Source organism: Duganella sp. Leaf126, assembly GCF_001423125.1.
Taxonomy (GTDB): domain Bacteria; phylum Pseudomonadota; class Gammaproteobacteria; order Burkholderiales; family Burkholderiaceae_D; genus Rugamonas.
Genome location: NZ_LMNW01000033.1, coordinates 113,333 through 129,489 on the forward strand (window position 1 = coordinate 113,333; position 16,157 = coordinate 129,489).

Sequence of the window (16,157 nt, forward strand, 5' to 3'; positions counted from 1 at the left end):
ATGGCGGCCATCCGGCCGCCCGCTACGGCCCCGCCCCGACGCGGCGGTGGCGGTCTCGGGCCGGGGCGGTGCAAAGGTCGGTGGCTTGGTGTTCGCGCTCCACGCGGCGCCGGCTTCGTATTCACCCGAGACCAGAATAACTATTGTCGAACCACCGGCCGCTCGTCTATGCTTCGACCATGCAAAATGACATCCATCCCGAAGCGGCAGTTGCGCCGGGCTACCTCGCCAACCATGCCGCGCGCGTATTCAACCGCACCGTCGATGCCGAACTGCGCACGCATGGTTTGACGCTGGCGCTGATCGGGCCGTTGCTGCTGCTGTCCTGGAAAGGTCCGATGCTGCAGCGCGACCTGGTGCGCGCTTCGGCTGTCAAGCAGCCCGCGATGGTGGCGCTGCTCGACAAGCTGGAAGCCTCCGCGCTGATCGAACGCGCGGCGCTTTCCACCGACAAGCGCGCAGCAACCGTGCGGCTGACCGACGCAGGCCGCGCGGCAGCGACCATCGGCCACGACGTGCTGCTGCAGATGAACGCCGTAGGCACGACCGGGTTTTCGGCGCAGGAAGCGGCGTTGCTGGTCGGCTTGCTGGGTCGGCTGATTACCAACCTCGAGCACGGCACACCATAAATATATATCACGCGTGATGTAAACCTGTATGATGGCCTTTTCCAAGGAGCCATCATGTCCCGTCGTATATTGATCACCGGCGCCAGCGTCGCCGGCACCACCACCGCCTGGTGGCTGACCCAAGCAGGGATTGACGTCGACGTCGTCGAGCGCGCGCCAGCGTTTCGCGACGGCGGCCAGAACGTCGATGTGCGCGGCAATGCCCGCGCAGTCCTGCGCAGAATGGGCCTGGAAGAGCGCGCCCTGGCCCGCAGCACCAGAGAGCGCGGTACCGACTGGGTCGATGACAGCGACAGCGTGGTCGCCCGCTTCGAGGCCAGCGATTCGGACACCGACAGCGGCCCGACTGCCGAACTGGAAATCCGCCGTGGCGATATCGCCCGCATCGTCTACGACGCTGCGCGCCAGCACGCCCGTTTCCGCTTCGGCGACAGCATCGCCAGGATCGATCAGGATGACACCGGTGTGGACGTGACGTTTGCCAGCGGCCAGCGTGCGCGCTACGATCTGGTGGTGGTGGCCGAAGGCGTGGGGTCGGCCACGCGCGAGCTGGTCTTCCCCGGCGAGAACGTCGTACGCTGGATGGACCTGACCATTGCCTATTTCAGCATCCCGCGCCTGCCCGGCGACAGCGCGTATGCGCGGCAGTACAACACGGTCGGTGGCCGGGGTGCGGTCCTCAAGCCGGCGCTGGACGACAAGCTGGGCGCGTACCTCGGCATCCAGAAAAAGCCGGCAGGCGAACACGAATGGACATCCGACCAGCAGCGCCGCTTCATCCTCGCGCAGTTCGCCAATGACGGCTGGGAGTTCCCGCGTATTCTCGACGTGATGAAGGAGGTGGACGACTTTTATTTCGATGTGCTGCGCCAGGTTCACATGCCGCGCTGGTTCCATGGACGCGTGGTGTTGACCGGCGACGCCGCCTGGTGCCCGACACCGTTATCGGGCATCGGTACCACGCTTGCCATCGTGGGCGGCTATGTGCTCGCCGGCGAAATCGCCAACGCCACGGCGCCCGCAGCGGCGTTCGCACGGTATGAGAGCATGATGCGTCCGTTCGTGGACGAAGGCCAGGATATCCCGAAAATCGTCCCGCGCATGCTGTGGCCGCATACGGGCATCGGGTTGACACTGCTGCACGGTGCGCTGCGCCTGGCCAGCACGCCACTGCTGCGCGGCTTGATCAACAACGGTTTTGCGCGCGATGCCAGCAAGATCGACCTGCCCGACTACCGCTGAACCACCACCTCAGTTCTCGCTGCACACACCGATGGTGGCGCCCGGCAGCAGCACCGGCTGCCACATCTCCTGCAGGTCGGTGGCCGGCGTGCCGTTGACCAGCGCCAGCAGCATGTCGACCATGCGCGCGCCGGCCTTGCGCGGTTCGGGCTGGTCGATGGTGGCGACGTTGGCACCGGCCAGCGAATCGGCCATGCTGCCCCACACCACCACCGACATGTCCTTGCCCATCTCGATGCCGGCGTCGCGCATGGCGCGCACCACGCCGGCGCCGGACATGTGGTTGTCGACGATGACCGCGCTCGGACGCGGCGAGCAGGCCAGCAGCTGCTGCATGGCGCTGTGGCCGCTGCGGCGGTCGATGCAGTCGGCGATCAGGTAGCGCGGATCGACCGCCAGGCCGGCAGCCGCCATCGAAGCCATGAAGCTGTCGCGCCGCTCGCGGGCAAAATTCATGTCCAGCGCGGCGCTGACCATCGCCACCCGGCGGTGGCCCAGCGCCAGCAGGCGCTCGAGCGCCAGTTCCACGCCGGCCGCGTGGTCGTAGTCGAACCAGGCATACGGCGCATCCTGCTGGGTGCGGCCGTGGGCGATGAACGGGAATTTGGCCTGGGTGAGAAAGGCGATGCGCTCGTCGTGCACCAGCGTGCGCGACACCACCAGGCCATCGACGCGGCGCCCGCGCACGATCTGCTGGTAGGCGCGCTGCTCGGTGCCAGGCGAGACGGGCGCCAGGATCAGGTTCTTGTTGAATGCTTCGAGCGCGGCGGACATGCCGTCCACCACGTCGAGGAACATCGGATCGGCCAGGTCGGCCGTCATCAGGGGGAAGATCAGGCCATACACATTGCTGCGTCCGAGCGCCAGGCTGCGCGCCATCGGATTGGGCTGGTAACCGGCTTCGCGGGCGGCCTTGAGCACGCGTTCCCGGGTTTTGACATTGACCTCGGGATAACCGTTCAAGGCGCGGCTGACGGTGGTTTTCGACATCCCCAGAAAATTAGCCAAGCGCTGCAAGTTCATAGGATAACATTCAATGTTGATCATCGATTATAGCGGCGCTGGCAACGCTGCCGCCATGACAACAAAGGTTAATCGCAATAAATACAACAAATGACAGGTCATCTGTGCCCGTGGCGGACCAGTTGCAAGGCTGCCGCAGCGCCGGGCCTGCATGATGTTGCCGCCTTGCCTTTTTCGTTTTTCTGTCCTAATCTTTTTTAGAGAACGATCAACGCTGAAGGGAATATGTCGTGGCCACCGTAACGTCCATCACGCCCGCCAGCACGCTGCAATCGTCCGTGGTCCGTGCCGAGCGCCAGGTGCGGCAAGGGGAAACCCGCGTGGACCAGGATGCGGCGCGCCTGGACCAGAGCAGAACGCAGCTGCGCCGCGACCGCGAGACGCTGGCGCAAAGCGAGCGCGAAAGCACGCAGGCCGCGCGTACGCCACAGCAGGCCGCGCCTGCGGTCAACCTCGACCGCGCCATCCAGAGCCCGTCGCGCGCCGAGCAGGCACTGACCGGGCTGCTGACCGCCAGCCGGCCCCAGGTCAATTCGCTGGGCCAGGCGATCGGCAAGTTCATCAACGTCACCGCCTGACCGGGCAGCCCGTCACGACGCGGTCTGACGGCCGGTCTCTGTGTCGCTGCCCGCCGCTTCCTGCAGCACCAGCGGCGTCCACCACGGCTGCTGCGCCGCTGGCGCCAGGGGTGCCATGATGGCCATCGGCATGCCGATTTCCGGCGTGGCCAGCGGCAGCCGCCGTTCGGCCGCCAGCGCGGCAATGCGGTCGAACGGATCGTGCCACGGGTGCAGCGACAGGTCGAAGGTACCGTTATGGATCGGCAGCATGACCTTGCCGCGCAAGTCGAGGTGGGCTTGCAGCGATTCCTCGGGCTGCATGTGGACGTCCGGCCATTGCGGATCGTAGGCGCCGGTTTCCACCATCGTCAGGTCGAACGGACCGTAGCGGCGGCCGATTTCCTTGAAGCCGTCGAAGTAGCCGCTGTCGCCGGAGAAGAAGATGCGGGCCTCGCGGTCCTCGATCACGAACGACGCCCACAGGGTCTTGTTGCGGTCGCTCAGGCTGCGGCCGGAGAAATGCTGGGTGGGCGTGGCCACCAGGCGCAGGCCATCGACCTGCGTGCTTTGCCACCAGCCCAGCTGGCGCACCTTGTGCGGCGCGATGCCCCAGGCGATCAGGCGGTCGCCCACCCCGAGCGGCGTGATGAAGTGCTCGGTCTTCGGCGCCAGCGCCAGCACGGCAGCGCGGTCCAGGTGGTCGTAGTGATCGTGCGACAGGATGATGCCCTTGATCGGTGGCAGGTCTTGCAGACTGATCGGTGGTGCATGAAAACGCCTGGGGCCGGCCCACTGCAACGGCGAGGCGCGCTCCGAAAATACCGGGTCGGTGAGCCAGAAAGCGCCGTCGAGCTTGAGCAGCACGGTCGAATGACCGAGGCGGTACAGGGTGCGATCCGGCGCAGCGCGCAGCTGCTGCGGCGTGATCGCGTGAACGGGAATGGCAGCGCGCGGCACCGTGTTGGCCGGCTTGTCGAACCACATGCGCAGCATGATGCTGAGTCCCTTGAGCAGCCCCATCTTCTGCATCCGGGCCGGGTTGCGGTAACGGCCGTCGCGCGTGCGCGGTGCGGCAGGCGCGGTCAGTGCATCGAGATGGTCGATAGCAGACTCAGCAATAACAGATGGATGGACCATGGGATTCCTCGCAGGGGGTGTTAGCGCTACAATTTACACTACACAGTGTAGTTCTGATTTTTGAAAAAGTAAACTACCGGGTGTAAAATGTCTGGATGAATGCTCCCATCAAGCTCACCGACCGCAAGCGCGAGGCCATCGTCGATGCCGCCATTGCCGCATTTCGCGGCAGCGGTTTCGAGTCGACCAGCATGGACAAGATCGCCGCCACGGCCGGGGTGTCCAAGCGCACCGTGTACAACCATTTTCCCAGCAAGGAAGCGTTGTTCGCGCACATCCTGCAACAACTGTGGTGCAGCACGTCGTCGCTGGAAGACACGCCCTACGACAGCACCCTGCCCCTGCGCGAGCAGTTGCTGCAGCTGCTGTGGAAAAAAATGGAAATGCTCAAGGACGCCTACTTCCTCGACCTGGCGCGGGTGGCCATTGCCGAAACCATCCATTCGCCCGCGCGCGCGCACGAGATGGTCGCGCGCCTGAGCACCAAGGAAGAAGGCCTCACGCGCTGGCTGCGCGCCGCACAGGCGGACGGCCGCCTGCGCGCAGCCGACCCGGTGCTGGCCGCGCACCTGCTGCAGGGCCAGCTCAAGACTTTCGCGTTCTGGCCGCAGGTCACGCTCAACCAGCCGCCGCTCGACGCCGCCACCCAGGTGACGGTGTTGGAGACCACGGTGGACATGTTCCTGGCGTATTACGGCACGCCGGGGGGCGCCGCGTGACGGCTACACCGTTGCCAGGTATTTCGGCGACTGCACCCGCATCACGGCATACAGCACGAACGGCGCTGCCCACGCCAGGTTGACCAGCCAGGTCAGCGCATACTGGCTCAGCGGCACGACGGCGCCCGACGCCAGCTGCGCCATCAGGTACTGGTTGCTGATGAGTGGCAGCAGATGGGCGTAAGCATGGCTGTTTTGCGCCATGCCGAATACCACCGACGCCAGCAGCGGCAGCAATGACAACATGCCGACCGTGGTCTGCGCTTCCTTGTAGGAGCGGGCATTGAGCGCCAGCGCCAGCTCGGCAGCAGCGGCAAACAGGGGCAGCGACAGGCTTGCCACGATCAGCCCGGCGATCTGCGCCAGCGTCAGGCTCCAGGACAGGCCGATCTGCGCCAGCGGCAAGGTGCTCATGACCAGGTGTACCAGCACCAGCTCCAGCGCCAGCCCGATCATGCCCACCAGGGCGGCTGCGATCCATTTGCCGCCGATCAGGTAAGCCGCCTTGACCGGCTGCGCCAGCAGCACCTCCATGGTTTTGCGTTCGCGCTCGCCGGCCGAGCTGTCGATGACTGTGCTCATGCACAAGAAAAAGGCGGGCATGAAGAACAGGCCGATGAAGCCCGCGATCTGCTTGCCGGCACGCTGCGCGCTGGAGCTGACATCGTGCTCGACGACGGGCGCCAGCGCGCCGGCCTGGACCGCCTCGGGCGCCAGCTGGCTGCGGTAGGCGTCGACATTGAACCGTTGCACCAGTCCGACCAGCTTGACATAGGCCGACGCCGGCACACCCGTGCTGTCGTAGTACAGCGCTGTCTCCCGCAGACGTGCTGGTACCGGGGCAGCAGCGGATGGAGCGGCCCCGGCCCCGACCTGTTGGGCCAGCACGATACCGACCCGTTCCGGATCCTCGCTGTAGGCTGTTTCGGCAGCAGTGCTGCTGTTGACCAGCGTGGCCTCCGCCCCGTGCCGACGCAAGAACGTCACCAGCGCGGGGGCGCCCGGCGCGGACGCCACGGCGACGTGGATGAAGCTGCCGCGCGCCGCCTCGCTGCTCTTGATCCGGTCGCTCAACAGCAAGCCCAGCAACGCTGGATAGACGAACACGAACAACAGCAGCATCAGCAGCGTGCGGCGGTCGCGCAGCGACTCGCGCACTTCCTTTAGCGTGACGACCAGCAGCTTGTTCATGCAGCCTCCGCCGTCTTGGTATCGACCAGGCTGACAAACGCCTCTTCGAGGTCTTCGGCTGCCGTCAGCTCGCGCAGCATTTGCTGCGAGCCGGCCGCGATGGCGCTGCCACGCGCCATGACGACGATGTGGTCGCTGAGCTGGGTGACTTCCTGCATGATATGGGTGGACAGCACGATGCAGCAGCCGGCATCGCGCAGCGTCAGCAGGGCCCGGCGCAGGCTGCGCGCGCTCATCACATCGAGCCCACGCGTCGGCTCGTCCAGGATCAGGTTGCGCGGGTTGGCCAGCGTGGCGCGCGCCACCGACACCTTCATGCGCTGGCCTTGCGAGAAGCCCAGGATGCGGCGGTCGATGATGTCGGCCAGCTCGAAGATACGCGCCACCTCCTCGATGCGGGCCTGCGCGGCCGCCGTGCCCATGCCGTTGAGGCGGGCAAAATACAGCAGGTATTCGCGCGTCGTCAGGCGGTCGTACAGGCCGGCCTGGTCGGGCAGGAAACCGATCGAGGCACGTACGGCTTCCGCCGCGATGGCCGGATCGAGGCCGTCGACACGGATATCGCCGCTGTCGCGTGGCATCAGGCCCAGCAGCATGCGCAGCAGCGTGGTCTTGCCGGCGCCATTCGGGCCCAGCAAACAGGTGATCTTGCCATTGCCCGCCTTGAGCGACACCTTGTTCAAGGCGCGGACGTTTCCAAAAGACTTGCTCGCTTTCATAACTTCTATCATGATTCGGCTCTTGATCTGATGTGGAAAGAACGTCGTCGCCGGCTGGCACCGGTGCGACGGGTACGCACGATCGCCCTGTGATCGCTGCGTTGAAATGATATTATGTCGTATGCCGATACATCGTCAAGCGATATGTCGGCTTACGATCTAATGTCTGGGAAACTATGGATGCAAATAAATACCTGCCGTTGACCGAATCGACCTTCTACATTCTGCTCAGCCTCGATGAACCGCGCCATGGCTACGGCATCATGCAGCGGGTCAGCGAGATGAGCGATGGAGAAGTCCGTATCGGACCGGGCACGCTGTACGGCGCCTTCAACATGCTGGAGAAACAGAAGCTGATCGCCATGGTGCGCGAAGAAGATCGGCGCAAGATCTATGCGCTGACGACAGAGGGACGCACGGTGCTGCAGGCGCAGCTGGCGCGCACCCGGCGCCTGCTCGACAACGCCGGCTGGCTGGCGCAGAACGGCTGAGGAACTGGATGGACGTACGACGCAAAATCAAATTCTGGTGGCCGTGGCAGGACCTGGCCGAGCAGGAATGGCTGACGCAGCAGGCGGCGCAAGGCCTGCACCTGCGCTCGGTCGGGGTGCTGGGCAGCTACCGTTTCACGCGGGGCGAACCGCGCGACATGGTCTATCGCATGGATATCGAATTCGGACCGCGCCGCACCCATTACCGCCAGTTGTACGCGGACGCCGGCTGGGAACACGTGGCCAGCTACTACGGCTGGCAGTACTGGCGCACCCCGCGCGCGGCCGACGGCAGCGAGGCGGAAATCTTTACCGATGATGTCTCGAAACGGGCCAAGTTCAAGCGCATCCTCTGGTACCTCGGCATCTCCACGCTGCCGGCCCTGGTGGTCGCGGTCCATCCCAATACGGCCGACCTGCTGCGCCAGCAGCCGCTGCCGCTGGCAATCGGGGTCCGGGTGCTGCTCTACGGCCTGATCGGCATGAACCTGCTGGCAGCAGGCGGCGTACTGTCGCGCATGCGCCGGTTGCGCGCGCTGTAGTGCCGCGCCTGGTCAGGGCGCCAGCCCATAGCCGGTGCTGTGGCCGAGGCTGACAAACGACAGCCGCCCATCGAGCACCAGGGCCAGCGCCGGTGTGGCTGCCGCGTCCAGGTCACGCAACGGCACCAGGGCGCAACCGCTGTCGCGGCTGGCATAGCGCCGGTCGCCGAGCCCGACGGTGCCGGCGCCGTCGAAACAGACCTTCAGCAGGTCCGGACTGTCGTATTTTTCGGTCCGCAATCCCAGCGCGTACCACGGAATATTGGCCTGGGTCGCGTGCAGCTCGCGCAGCGCTGCGCGCACGGCCGCCACGTCCAGGCGCGGCCAGACGTCCGGCGGTATCGACCAGGCGACCGCCAGGAAATGGGCCTTGGTCCGGGCATTGAACAGGATGCTGGCAGTCTCGCCCTCGGGCAGCGGCAGGTTCGGCAGCACGAAGTAGCCGCCGCGCAGCGACGCCACCGGGTGGTCGCTGCTGTCGCTGACGACCGCCACCGCCCAGTCCGCGGGTTCGTAGCCGTCCTGCTGGTCGGCGGTGAGGTCGGTGAACGACAGCCGCAGAAAGGGCTGGACATGGGCGTGGTCGGGCGGCATGTAGCCGAGCAGCTTGCGCTGCAGTGCGTAATAGGCGCCATAGTCGAGCGTGCCGGCATTCCTGAGCGCCGTGATCTGCACCGGCGGCGTGGCGACCGCGTCATCGGCGCGCGCGCTGACCGCGACCGATGCCCAGGCCAGCCATGCGCCCAGCAGCAGTGGCTTGATGGCGCTCATCGGGCAGTCCAGCCGCCGTCGATCATCAGGTTGTGCCCGGTCACCATGCGCGCGGCAGGCGAAGCCAGATAGACCACGGCATCGGCCACGTCTTCGGGCGTGGCTGCGGCGCCCAGCGGGATGCCGTTGGCGATCTCGTCGGCGAACGGCGCCTGCGCCAGCAGGGAACGGTTGTACTCGGTCACGACGAAGGTGGGACTGACCGCGTTGACGCGGATGCCCAGCGGCGCCCACTCGACGGCCAGGGCACGGGTCAGATTGATCAGCCCGCCCTTGCTGGCGCAGTAAGGCGCCCGGTTGATGTTGCCGACCACGCCGTGTTGCGAGGCGATATTGACGATGGTGCCACCACCGTGTTCCCTCATTTCCAGCGCCGCTGCCTGGGCGCAGAAAAACGCGCCTTTCAGATTGATCGCCATGACGTCGTCATACTCTTCCTCCTCCAGCTCCAGCGCGCTCTTGAGCAACTGCGCGCCAGCGTTGTTGACCAGGATGTCGAGCCGTCCGAATTGCCGGCACACCAGGCCGACCGCTGACGCGATCGTCATCGTCGAACGTACGTCGAGCGTCAGGTCCATGGCGCGGTAACCGGCGCGCTGCAGGTCCGCCACCACTGCGCGTGCCGCGCCCGCTTTCGCTGCCACTTCCGTGATGGCCACGGCCGCGCCCGCGCGGCACAGGGCCCACGCCGTGGCCCGGCCGATGCCGGCACCGCCGCCCGTGACCAGCGCCACCTTGCCGTCCAAGCCGAAGGAGCTCATGCATGGGCTCCCATCATCTGCACCTTCAGCAGCACCAGCTGGAACAGGCCCCACAGCAGCGCGGCGGCGGCATAGGCGCCCACGCGCCGGCTCTTGATGGTCCACGCGAAGCCGGCCACCACCAGGGCGTAGGTCCACAGGTCGAACAGGTCGATATAGCTCCATATCTGCAGCCAGCCTGGCGCCGTGTCCAGGTGCAGCAAGGCTGCAAACGACAGCGGATTGGACTTGCCGTCGCCGCCCAGCGTGATGCCCAGGATCGCGCGCAGGGCGCTGGCCAGCAGCACCGGTGCGCTGGCCAGCGCCGTCATGCTCAGCAACGGCCGGTACTTGATGTTGCCGGCCAGCGCAGCAGCCAGGAAAAAGATCGCGCTCATGAACAGGATCAGCAAGGTCGGCATCAGCGCCGACACGGCCAGCGCCGCACCGACCACGAACCACTTGTTTGGCGCCATGCCGGCCGGCAGCTGGCTCAGTGCCTGCTCGGTGCCGCTGGTAAACATCGGAATGTTGACCAGCGAAATGAGCAGCTGCAGCGCCAGCATGGTGGCCAGCAGCTTGCCGGTCTGGATGCGGTCGAGCTGGCGGAAGACGGCGGCGGGTGTGAGCAGGACGCGCGCCAGGGGAGAGATATGCATGAGAGTGCCTCGTGTGAGTGCTGAAAAGACCTAGAAGAGCCGACACAGAACGGTATCGAGCAGATCGAGCATGTCGTCGATCTCATGCTCGCTGATGGTGAGCGCAGGGAACAGGCTGATGCCGCCGTCGAAGTGGTACACCAGCAAGCCATTTTCCTTGAGCTCGGCACGCACCTGCTGCGACTCGGCCGCCGTAAAGGGTTGCCCGCCGGCGTGGCGCAGGGCGATGCCGATCATCAGGCCCAGGCCCCGGACCTCGGCCACGCACGGATACGCCCGTCCGGCCAGCGCGGTGCGGATCACCTGCCCCTTGCGCAGCACGCCGGCCAGCACGTCGTGCTGATCGATAAACTGCTGGGTAGCCAGGGCGGCGCTGCAACCGAGCGGATTGCCATCCTGCGTCGAACCCATCGCCACGGCCGGCACGGCGCCCCGGAACACGGCCGCCAGCGGCGCCCCGAGCACCGTCGCGCCCAGCGGCAGGTAGCCGGCATTGAGCCCCTTGGACAAGGTCACGATATCGGGCTGCAGGCCCAGTGCCTGCGACGCCAGGAAGGTGCCGCAGCGGCCCGCGCCGGTTGCCACCTCGTCGGCGATCAGCACCACGTCGTGCTGGCGGCACAGCTGCTGCACCGCTGCCCAGTACGCCGCGCTGGGCACGATCACGCCTGCCGATCCGAGCACCGGTTCCACGATCATGGCTGCCAGCGCGGCGCCGTCGGCAGCAAGCAGTGCGGCCAGCGCAGCGAGCGATGCCGCTTCGTCGCGCGGGCCGGGGATGCGGCGAAACAGTGAAGGCGCCAGCTGTTCGGACGGTGCCAGTTCCGCTTGCAGCAAGCCGCCGGCCAGCGCTGCCAGCCAGCTGCCGCCATGGTAGCTGTCGTCGAAACTGACGATGGCGCGCTTGCCGGCACGGCCCGACCGTTCCTGGTAGAGACAGGCCAGGCGCAGGGCGGTCTCCACGGCGGAGGAGCCGGTGGTGGACAGATAGACGGCGCCGCCGGGCATCGCGCACCGGTCCAGCAAGGCCTCGGCCAGCTGTTCGGCGTAGTCGTGCGACGTGTCGAACAGGGTGGCGTAGCCGAGCTGCGACAAGGTGCGTGCGATCGCCCCGGTGACGGCGTCGTGGGCACCGCCCAGCGCCATATTCCACAGGCCGCTGGCGCAATCGAGGTATTCGATGTTGCGGTCATCGGTGACCACCAGCCCGGCGCTGGCGCGCAGGCGCAGTGACGCCGGTGCGCCGGGTGCCGAAAACGGCCGCCATAACTTAGCCATGCAACACCCCCTTGCGCAACTGGTGAAGGTGGGCAGTGGCCTGGCGCACGCCGCGGTAAGCCAGCAGCACCACCGCCAGGGCAGCGAGCACGCTGGCACCCAGAGGCGAATACGGTGCCAGCCAGCGGTAGATGTTGAACAGGCCCATCAGCCAGAACGCGGGGACGGCAACCGTGGCGCCCAGGCCGAACCACGGCAGCCAGGCCGGCTCGTCCGCGGGCTTGGCGCTGGTCAGCGCACCGAGACCGACCAGCCGTGCCGCGCGGCGCCACGCGGCAGCCACCGCGCGCTGGTGCAGATTGGGCAGGCCGGACAGGTACACCGCGATCCAGTAGCCGTCCAGCTTGACGAAGGGGAACAGATTGAGCAGCGCTATCAGGCTGTTGATGATGGCCAGGGTCATCAACAGGTCCACGCCGCACGCGATCCAGGCGCTCAGGAGCAAACACGACAGCAGCAACTGGAACACCACGCCGGCCAGCGCCACCGCCACCTTGGCGCCGGTCGAAGGCAGGCGCCAGGTGGCGCTGACATCGCAATAGGCGATCGGCGCCAGGTACAGGAAGCTGATGCCGACCGCCTCCACCGCGCCACCGAAGTATTTGCAGACGACCGCGTGGCTCAGTTCATGACCGGCGACGATCAGCAGCATGATGACCAGCACCAGGACGGCCTGCACGTAATCGAGCTGGTACATATAGGCTTGCAGCGGTTTGTCCAGTGCGCGCGGCGCCAGCACGAACAGCAGCATCGGCAGCAGGCAGATGGCCAGGCAGGCGGCCCGCGCGGGCAGGCCGAACAGGCCGGCGATCAGGGGGCGGTGGCGGTCGAGGAAGGCATCCGGATTCCACAGCACCAGCTTGGCGTCGGTCACCGCCGCCAGCCGTTCCAGCAGCGGCTTGGGCGCCGCTGCCCGCACGGCGTCATGCAGCATGCCGTTGCTGGCAAACCAGTCGAGCAGCGTGCGCACCTGGGCGGCCGTGAAGTCGCCTGGCGCCAGGCACAGTTGTTCGGCCGAGCGCGCCCCGTCCAGGCTGCGCAGAAAGCCGGTTTCCCGCATCCCCATGCGAAAATATTTTTTCTGGCGGCGGTCGTAGACCACGCATTTGCCGTCCACGGCCGGTTCAAACTCGAGCTCGGCGTTCACCAGCGGTGCGCCTGCGGTCGCCGCGTTCATGCTGCCGCCTCGCGGTGGGTGAGCACGTAGTAGCGCAGATCGGCAAACGTGTGCTCGTGGTCGATCACCAGCGGCGACGCCGCGATTTCCGCCTGCATCAGCGCGCGCGGCAACCACGCCTTGCTGCTGCAGCCCAGGCTGCGCCGCGTCGCACCGGCCCAGTCGAGCTGCTCGCGGTACACATTGAATTGCAGGGTGCCGCCGTCGGCGCTGAGCTGCTGGCCGATCACGGCAAAATCGATCCCCTCGTCGTTCTCGTGCGACCACATGTCGGTCATCGTGGTGTACAGGCCGGTGTTCGGACCGTCGGGATCGATGGTGTCGAACACGAAACGTCCGCCCGGCGCCAGGTGGCGGGCCACGCAGGCATACAGGCCGGCGCGCAGCGGCGCGCTGCGCAGCAGGCTGATGCTGGTGATGCCAAGTATGATGAGGTCGTATTGCTGGTCCAGTGCGAACTGCGTCATGTCGCCCTGCATGAAGCGCACCCGGTCCGCGATGTCGGCGTGGTCCTGCGCGCCATGCAGCGCGGCCAGCGCCAGCATGTCGGCCGACAGCTCGAGCCCGTCCACGCGGGCGCCCAGGCGCGCCAGCGGAAAACTCAGGCGGCCGGCGCCACAGGCCAGGTCGAGCACGCGCATGCCGGGCTGCAGGTGACGTTCGAACGCGGGCAAGTCTTCGATATAGGTGCCGAGGAAGCGGTCGTAAAAGCCGGCGAAGTGCGGACCGTAGAGGTCGCCCGTGTAGTCGGCTGCCACCCCCAGCTGGTGCAGCTTGTGAAAGATGCCGAAATAATTATCGTTGTCAGGCAGAGCAAGATTAGTCACCGATCACTCCTTGTTGCTGTAAGTTGGTACGGGCCGTGGCCAGGCTGGCGCCGGCGTCGTCGGCAGTCACGTTGAACTGTGCGCTCAGGCTCGCGCACAGGTCGGCATCGGCGGCGCCGGTCCACCATGCCTCGGCGATCACGGCCATCGCCTGGCTGATTCGCAGCAACCGCCGCTGCTGGCGCCACCAGACGATGTACTGGCCGCCGATGGCAATGATCTGCGGGCGCTCGCCGGTCCGGGCCGTTCCGCAGGCGCCGCCATAAAAGCGGTTCGCCATGCCGGCGCTCGATACCTGCATGTGGGCGGCGACGCTGCCGTCGCCCAGCAGCGGCATCAGCGCCGCCGGCAGCCCCAGCATGTCGAAGAACAGGGTCATGTTCGGATAGGCGCGGCGAATTTCGCAGTATTGGCCGGCAAACGCTTCGGGCATCTGGCTGCACTGGCTGCACTGCGACCGCACCGGACAGGTGGCGCAGTCGCGCCGCACCGTCGCCAGCTGCTGGCGCTTGCGGGCCTCGAGCACCAGGTCGTCATAGCGCTGGGCAGTGCTGCCGATCGCGGGGGTATCGCGACAGGTGCTCACTTCACCCTGCGGCCCCACCTGCAGACGACGCATCAGGTGGACACGGCAGCTGCCATTGACGCCCCAGCGGCAGCGGTTATCGACCGCCAGGTTGACGGCCGGCGGCGCGCCATGCAGTTCGCCGCTGCGCTCGAACAGCGCGAGCCGCGCACGCAGGGCCGCGACATCGGCACTGTCGCGTATCTGGAGAAAATATTGCACGCCTGGACGCAGCGTGCTGCCGGCCGCCCCCAGCTGGGCCAGCGGCAAGTCTGCCGACTCGAACTGCACCGATTTGCCGTCCAGTGCCAGCCGCGCCTGCGCAGCGTGCGGTTCGGCCACCAGCACGTAGGCGTGCTTGGGCCAGCCGTCGGTTTCTGCCAGCGCCGGCGTGCGCAGGTCGGGCAGCAGCTCGTTATAGCGGCGTTCGGTTGCACGCAGCACCACGGCGCTGCGCAGGTCGAGATCGGAGGCGGCCCAGGCGTAGGCAGCGCGGCGCGCAGCCGGTGCCAGGTCGGCATCGAGTTCGAGGTGATTCAGCGACGGCAGCTGCTTGGCGTCGAAGTAACTGCCGGTGCGCAAGGCAAGATGCCCATTGGTGCCATACAACTGGCAGCGCGCGGTGCGCCGGGCGCCGTTGTCGATGGTGCAGCGGGGATCGGTGGCCAGCTGTGCCTGCAAGTCGGGCGCGAGATCGGCGCCATCCAGCGCGATGGCCGTCACCAGCGCCGGTGCGCACTGCGCATAGACGGCGGCGGTAAAGGCGCTGCTGTCGGCATGCAGCCGGTATTGACGGCCGCCGCCCTGGGCCAGCAGGAGGTCGAGGGTCGCCTGCAGCACCGGTGCTGCCAGTTGCAGCGCCCAGATCGGCACCGGCCCGGCGTCGGCCGAGGATTGCGTCGCCAGCCATTGCAGCTCGGCAGCGAGCAGCGGGCCCGCCAGCAGGCCGGTCTGGACCACGTCGTGGACCGTCAACAGGCCGCTCAGATAAGGGGAAGAAGAAGGAGAAGACAGCGCGGCCGGCGCGCAAGCGGCGTGGCGGCACAGCCATGCGGCGATCACGCCGGGGTCGGTGTCTGCCTGCCAGGCGCTGCGCTCGCGCAGGGCGGCGGCGACCTTGTCGTTGGCGCCGTCGAGGGGGCCGGAGAGAAAAAATTCCGCGTGCGGCTGCAAGGCGTCGATGCCGCGCAACAGTTGCAACGTGGGTGCTGCATTGTAGGGGGTGACACAAAAATGGTACGCCTCGGTGCGCTGACGCAGCAGTTGCCTGACCAGGTCCGACGCCCGTCCCTCGGGCCGACCACGGTACAGCTTGACACCGATGCCCTGTGCGGCCATCGCGGCTGCGATGTGCGCGTCATGGATATCGAAACCGACACCGCTCACGTATTCGACGTCCAGTTTTACTCTGGCAAAGCCTATGGTCTTCACATTGTTCCCCAGATCGGTCATGACAAGCGGTCCTCGCAGAGGACCGCTCAGGGTCTACGTGTTACGGATGTCTTACGTTGCTACGACCACACCGATGGCGATGCCGATGGCAACGCCTTCCCAGAAAGCGTCGGACAGCGGGGATTTAACGGCTGGCAGCGATTCGATTTGCAGTTCCATGATTTATCCTTTGAAAGTGATTTAAATTACGTCGCGATGATAACGATGGCGATGCCGACAGCTACGCCCCATTCCATGTCGCTCATTGGGGCTTTAATTTCGGGCAATGCTTCGATATGCAGTTCCATTATATTTCCCTTAATTTAAAAATTTAGAATAAAGAACTCCCATCAAGCTGAATATATAAATTCAGCCCGCCAAGTTTTCGATAATCCATGGTGATTTCCCTGTGACCAGGGGACTGCCCGGCATGCCAGCAACGGTGTCGCTGTCACG

At 66.2% G+C, this 16,157-nt stretch carries 17 protein-coding genes; 6 read left to right on the forward strand and 11 right to left on the reverse strand.

Annotation, left to right across the window (positions count from 1 at the left end; all coding sequences use genetic code 11):
- The first annotated feature begins 179 nt into the window (after positions 1-179).
- On the forward strand, positions 180-629 hold the full coding sequence (locus ASF61_RS18535) for a MarR family winged helix-turn-helix transcriptional regulator (protein ID WP_056159694.1): 450 nt from the start codon (positions 180-182) through the stop codon (positions 627-629).
- Positions 630-683: 54 nt separating this feature from the next.
- On the forward strand, positions 684-1,871 hold the full coding sequence (locus ASF61_RS18540; RefSeq protein WP_056159258.1) for an FAD-dependent monooxygenase: 1,188 nt from the start codon (positions 684-686) through the stop codon (positions 1,869-1,871).
- A gap of 9 nt (positions 1,872-1,880) precedes the next feature.
- Here ASF61_RS18540 and ASF61_RS18545 read toward each other — a convergent pair whose 3' ends face one another.
- Positions 1,881-2,861 (reverse strand): substrate-binding domain-containing protein, encoded by a 981-nt coding sequence (locus ASF61_RS18545; protein WP_229205923.1) that lies wholly within the window; start codon positions 2,859-2,861, stop codon positions 1,881-1,883.
- A 263-nt stretch (positions 2,862-3,124) separates the two neighbouring features.
- Here ASF61_RS18545 and ASF61_RS18550 point away from each other — a divergent pair, with 263 nt between their 5' ends.
- Entirely contained in the window at positions 3,125-3,472 is a 348-nt protein-coding gene (locus ASF61_RS18550; protein ID WP_229205924.1) for a hypothetical protein, read from the forward strand.
- 12 nt (positions 3,473-3,484) lie between these two features.
- Here the strand turns inward: ASF61_RS18550 and ASF61_RS18555 are convergent, their stop codons facing one another.
- Positions 3,485-4,591: an MBL fold metallo-hydrolase gene (locus ASF61_RS18555; RefSeq protein WP_056159263.1), complete on the reverse strand. Its 1,107-nt coding sequence runs from the start codon at positions 4,589-4,591 to the stop codon at positions 3,485-3,487.
- A 95-nt stretch (positions 4,592-4,686) separates the two neighbouring features.
- Between ASF61_RS18555 and ASF61_RS18560 the strand changes: the two genes are divergently transcribed.
- The gene (locus ASF61_RS18560) at positions 4,687-5,310 is read left to right on the forward strand and encodes a TetR/AcrR family transcriptional regulator (protein WP_056159265.1); all 624 of its coding nucleotides are present in this window, start codon (positions 4,687-4,689) and stop codon (positions 5,308-5,310) included.
- A 3-nt stretch (positions 5,311-5,313) separates the two neighbouring features.
- Here ASF61_RS18560 and ASF61_RS18565 read toward each other — a convergent pair whose 3' ends face one another.
- Together ASF61_RS18565 and ASF61_RS18570 are read right to left on the reverse strand one after the other, a co-directional pair.
- Positions 5,314-6,501 (reverse strand): ABC transporter permease, encoded by a 1,188-nt coding sequence (locus tag ASF61_RS18565; RefSeq protein ID WP_056159268.1) that lies wholly within the window; start codon positions 6,499-6,501, stop codon positions 5,314-5,316.
- Complete coding sequence (locus ASF61_RS18570) at positions 6,498-7,232, reverse strand: ATP-binding cassette domain-containing protein (protein WP_056159272.1); 735 nt, start codon at positions 7,230-7,232, stop codon at positions 6,498-6,500. The genes ASF61_RS18565 and ASF61_RS18570 overlap by 4 nt, the downstream gene beginning before the upstream one ends.
- A gap of 164 nt (positions 7,233-7,396) precedes the next feature.
- Between ASF61_RS18570 and ASF61_RS18575 the strand changes: the two genes are divergently transcribed.
- Together ASF61_RS18575 and ASF61_RS18580 are read left to right on the forward strand one after the other, a co-directional pair.
- A complete protein-coding gene (locus tag ASF61_RS18575) occupies positions 7,397-7,711 on the forward strand; it encodes a PadR family transcriptional regulator (RefSeq protein WP_056159274.1) in 315 nt (104 codons plus the stop codon).
- 8 nt (positions 7,712-7,719) lie between these two features.
- On the forward strand, positions 7,720-8,253 hold the full coding sequence (locus ASF61_RS18580) for a DUF2812 domain-containing protein (protein ID WP_056159277.1): 534 nt from the start codon (positions 7,720-7,722) through the stop codon (positions 8,251-8,253).
- Between the two features lie 12 nt (positions 8,254-8,265).
- Here the strand turns inward: ASF61_RS18580 and ASF61_RS18585 are convergent, their stop codons facing one another.
- From ASF61_RS18585 to ASF61_RS18615, 7 genes are read right to left on the reverse strand one after another with little or no spacing between them, the layout of a single operon-like run.
- Entirely contained in the window at positions 8,266-9,024 is a 759-nt protein-coding gene (locus ASF61_RS18585; protein WP_056159280.1) for a hypothetical protein, read from the reverse strand.
- The gene (locus ASF61_RS18590) at positions 9,021-9,785 is read right to left on the reverse strand and encodes an SDR family NAD(P)-dependent oxidoreductase (RefSeq protein WP_056159284.1); all 765 of its coding nucleotides are present in this window, start codon (positions 9,783-9,785) and stop codon (positions 9,021-9,023) included. Before ASF61_RS18590 ends, ASF61_RS18585 begins: the two co-directional genes overlap by 4 nt.
- Positions 9,782-10,423 (reverse strand): YIP1 family protein, encoded by a 642-nt coding sequence (locus ASF61_RS23640; RefSeq protein ID WP_056159287.1) that lies wholly within the window; start codon positions 10,421-10,423, stop codon positions 9,782-9,784. Before ASF61_RS23640 ends, ASF61_RS18590 begins: the two co-directional genes overlap by 4 nt.
- 30 nt (positions 10,424-10,453) lie before the next feature.
- Positions 10,454-11,701 (reverse strand): aspartate aminotransferase family protein, encoded by a 1,248-nt coding sequence (locus tag ASF61_RS18600; protein WP_056159290.1) that lies wholly within the window; start codon positions 11,699-11,701, stop codon positions 10,454-10,456.
- Positions 11,694-12,878: a M50 family metallopeptidase gene (locus ASF61_RS18605; RefSeq protein WP_056159292.1), complete on the reverse strand. Its 1,185-nt coding sequence runs from the start codon at positions 12,876-12,878 to the stop codon at positions 11,694-11,696. Before ASF61_RS18605 ends, ASF61_RS18600 begins: the two co-directional genes overlap by 8 nt.
- Positions 12,875-13,705 carry a bifunctional 2-polyprenyl-6-hydroxyphenol methylase/3-demethylubiquinol 3-O-methyltransferase UbiG gene (locus tag ASF61_RS18610; RefSeq protein WP_056159295.1) on the reverse strand — a complete coding sequence of 277 codons (831 nt, stop codon included), beginning with the start codon at positions 13,703-13,705 and terminating at the stop codon, positions 12,875-12,877. The genes ASF61_RS18605 and ASF61_RS18610 overlap by 4 nt, the downstream gene beginning before the upstream one ends.
- Complete coding sequence (locus tag ASF61_RS18615) at positions 13,698-15,722, reverse strand: hypothetical protein (RefSeq protein WP_056159298.1); 2,025 nt, start codon at positions 15,720-15,722, stop codon at positions 13,698-13,700. Before ASF61_RS18615 ends, ASF61_RS18610 begins: the two co-directional genes overlap by 8 nt.
- Between the last annotated feature and the right edge of the window lie 435 nt (positions 15,723-16,157).

Coding starts and splice junctions, on each gene's coding strand:
- ASF61_RS18535 (WP_056159694.1), top strand. CDS start 180: ATGCAAAATGACATCCATCCCGAAGCGGCAGTTGCGCCGGGCTACCTC.
- ASF61_RS18540 (WP_056159258.1), top strand. CDS start 684: ATGTCCCGTCGTATATTGATCACCGGCGCCAGCGTCGCCGGCACCACC.
- ASF61_RS18545 (WP_229205923.1), bottom strand. CDS start 2,861: ATGTCGAAAACCACCGTCAGCCGCGCCTTGAACGGTTATCCCGAGGTC.
- ASF61_RS18555 (WP_056159263.1), bottom strand. CDS start 4,591: ATGGTCCATCCATCTGTTATTGCTGAGTCTGCTATCGACCATCTCGAT.
- ASF61_RS18560 (WP_056159265.1), top strand. CDS start 4,687: ATGAATGCTCCCATCAAGCTCACCGACCGCAAGCGCGAGGCCATCGTC.
- ASF61_RS18565 (WP_056159268.1), bottom strand. CDS start 6,501: ATGAACAAGCTGCTGGTCGTCACGCTAAAGGAAGTGCGCGAGTCGCTG.
- ASF61_RS18570 (WP_056159272.1), bottom strand. CDS start 7,232: ATGATAGAAGTTATGAAAGCGAGCAAGTCTTTTGGAAACGTCCGCGCC.
- ASF61_RS18575 (WP_056159274.1), top strand. CDS start 7,397: ATGGATGCAAATAAATACCTGCCGTTGACCGAATCGACCTTCTACATT.
- ASF61_RS18580 (WP_056159277.1), top strand. CDS start 7,720: ATGGACGTACGACGCAAAATCAAATTCTGGTGGCCGTGGCAGGACCTG.
- ASF61_RS18585 (WP_056159280.1), bottom strand. CDS start 9,024: ATGAGCGCCATCAAGCCACTGCTGCTGGGCGCATGGCTGGCCTGGGCA.
- ASF61_RS18590 (WP_056159284.1), bottom strand. CDS start 9,785: ATGAGCTCCTTCGGCTTGGACGGCAAGGTGGCGCTGGTCACGGGCGGC.
- ASF61_RS23640 (WP_056159287.1), bottom strand. CDS start 10,423: ATGCATATCTCTCCCCTGGCGCGCGTCCTGCTCACACCCGCCGCCGTC.
- ASF61_RS18600 (WP_056159290.1), bottom strand. CDS start 11,701: ATGGCTAAGTTATGGCGGCCGTTTTCGGCACCCGGCGCACCGGCGTCA.
- ASF61_RS18605 (WP_056159292.1), bottom strand. CDS start 12,878: ATGAACGCGGCGACCGCAGGCGCACCGCTGGTGAACGCCGAGCTCGAG.
- ASF61_RS18615 (WP_056159298.1), bottom strand. CDS start 15,722: ATGACCGATCTGGGGAACAATGTGAAGACCATAGGCTTTGCCAGAGTA.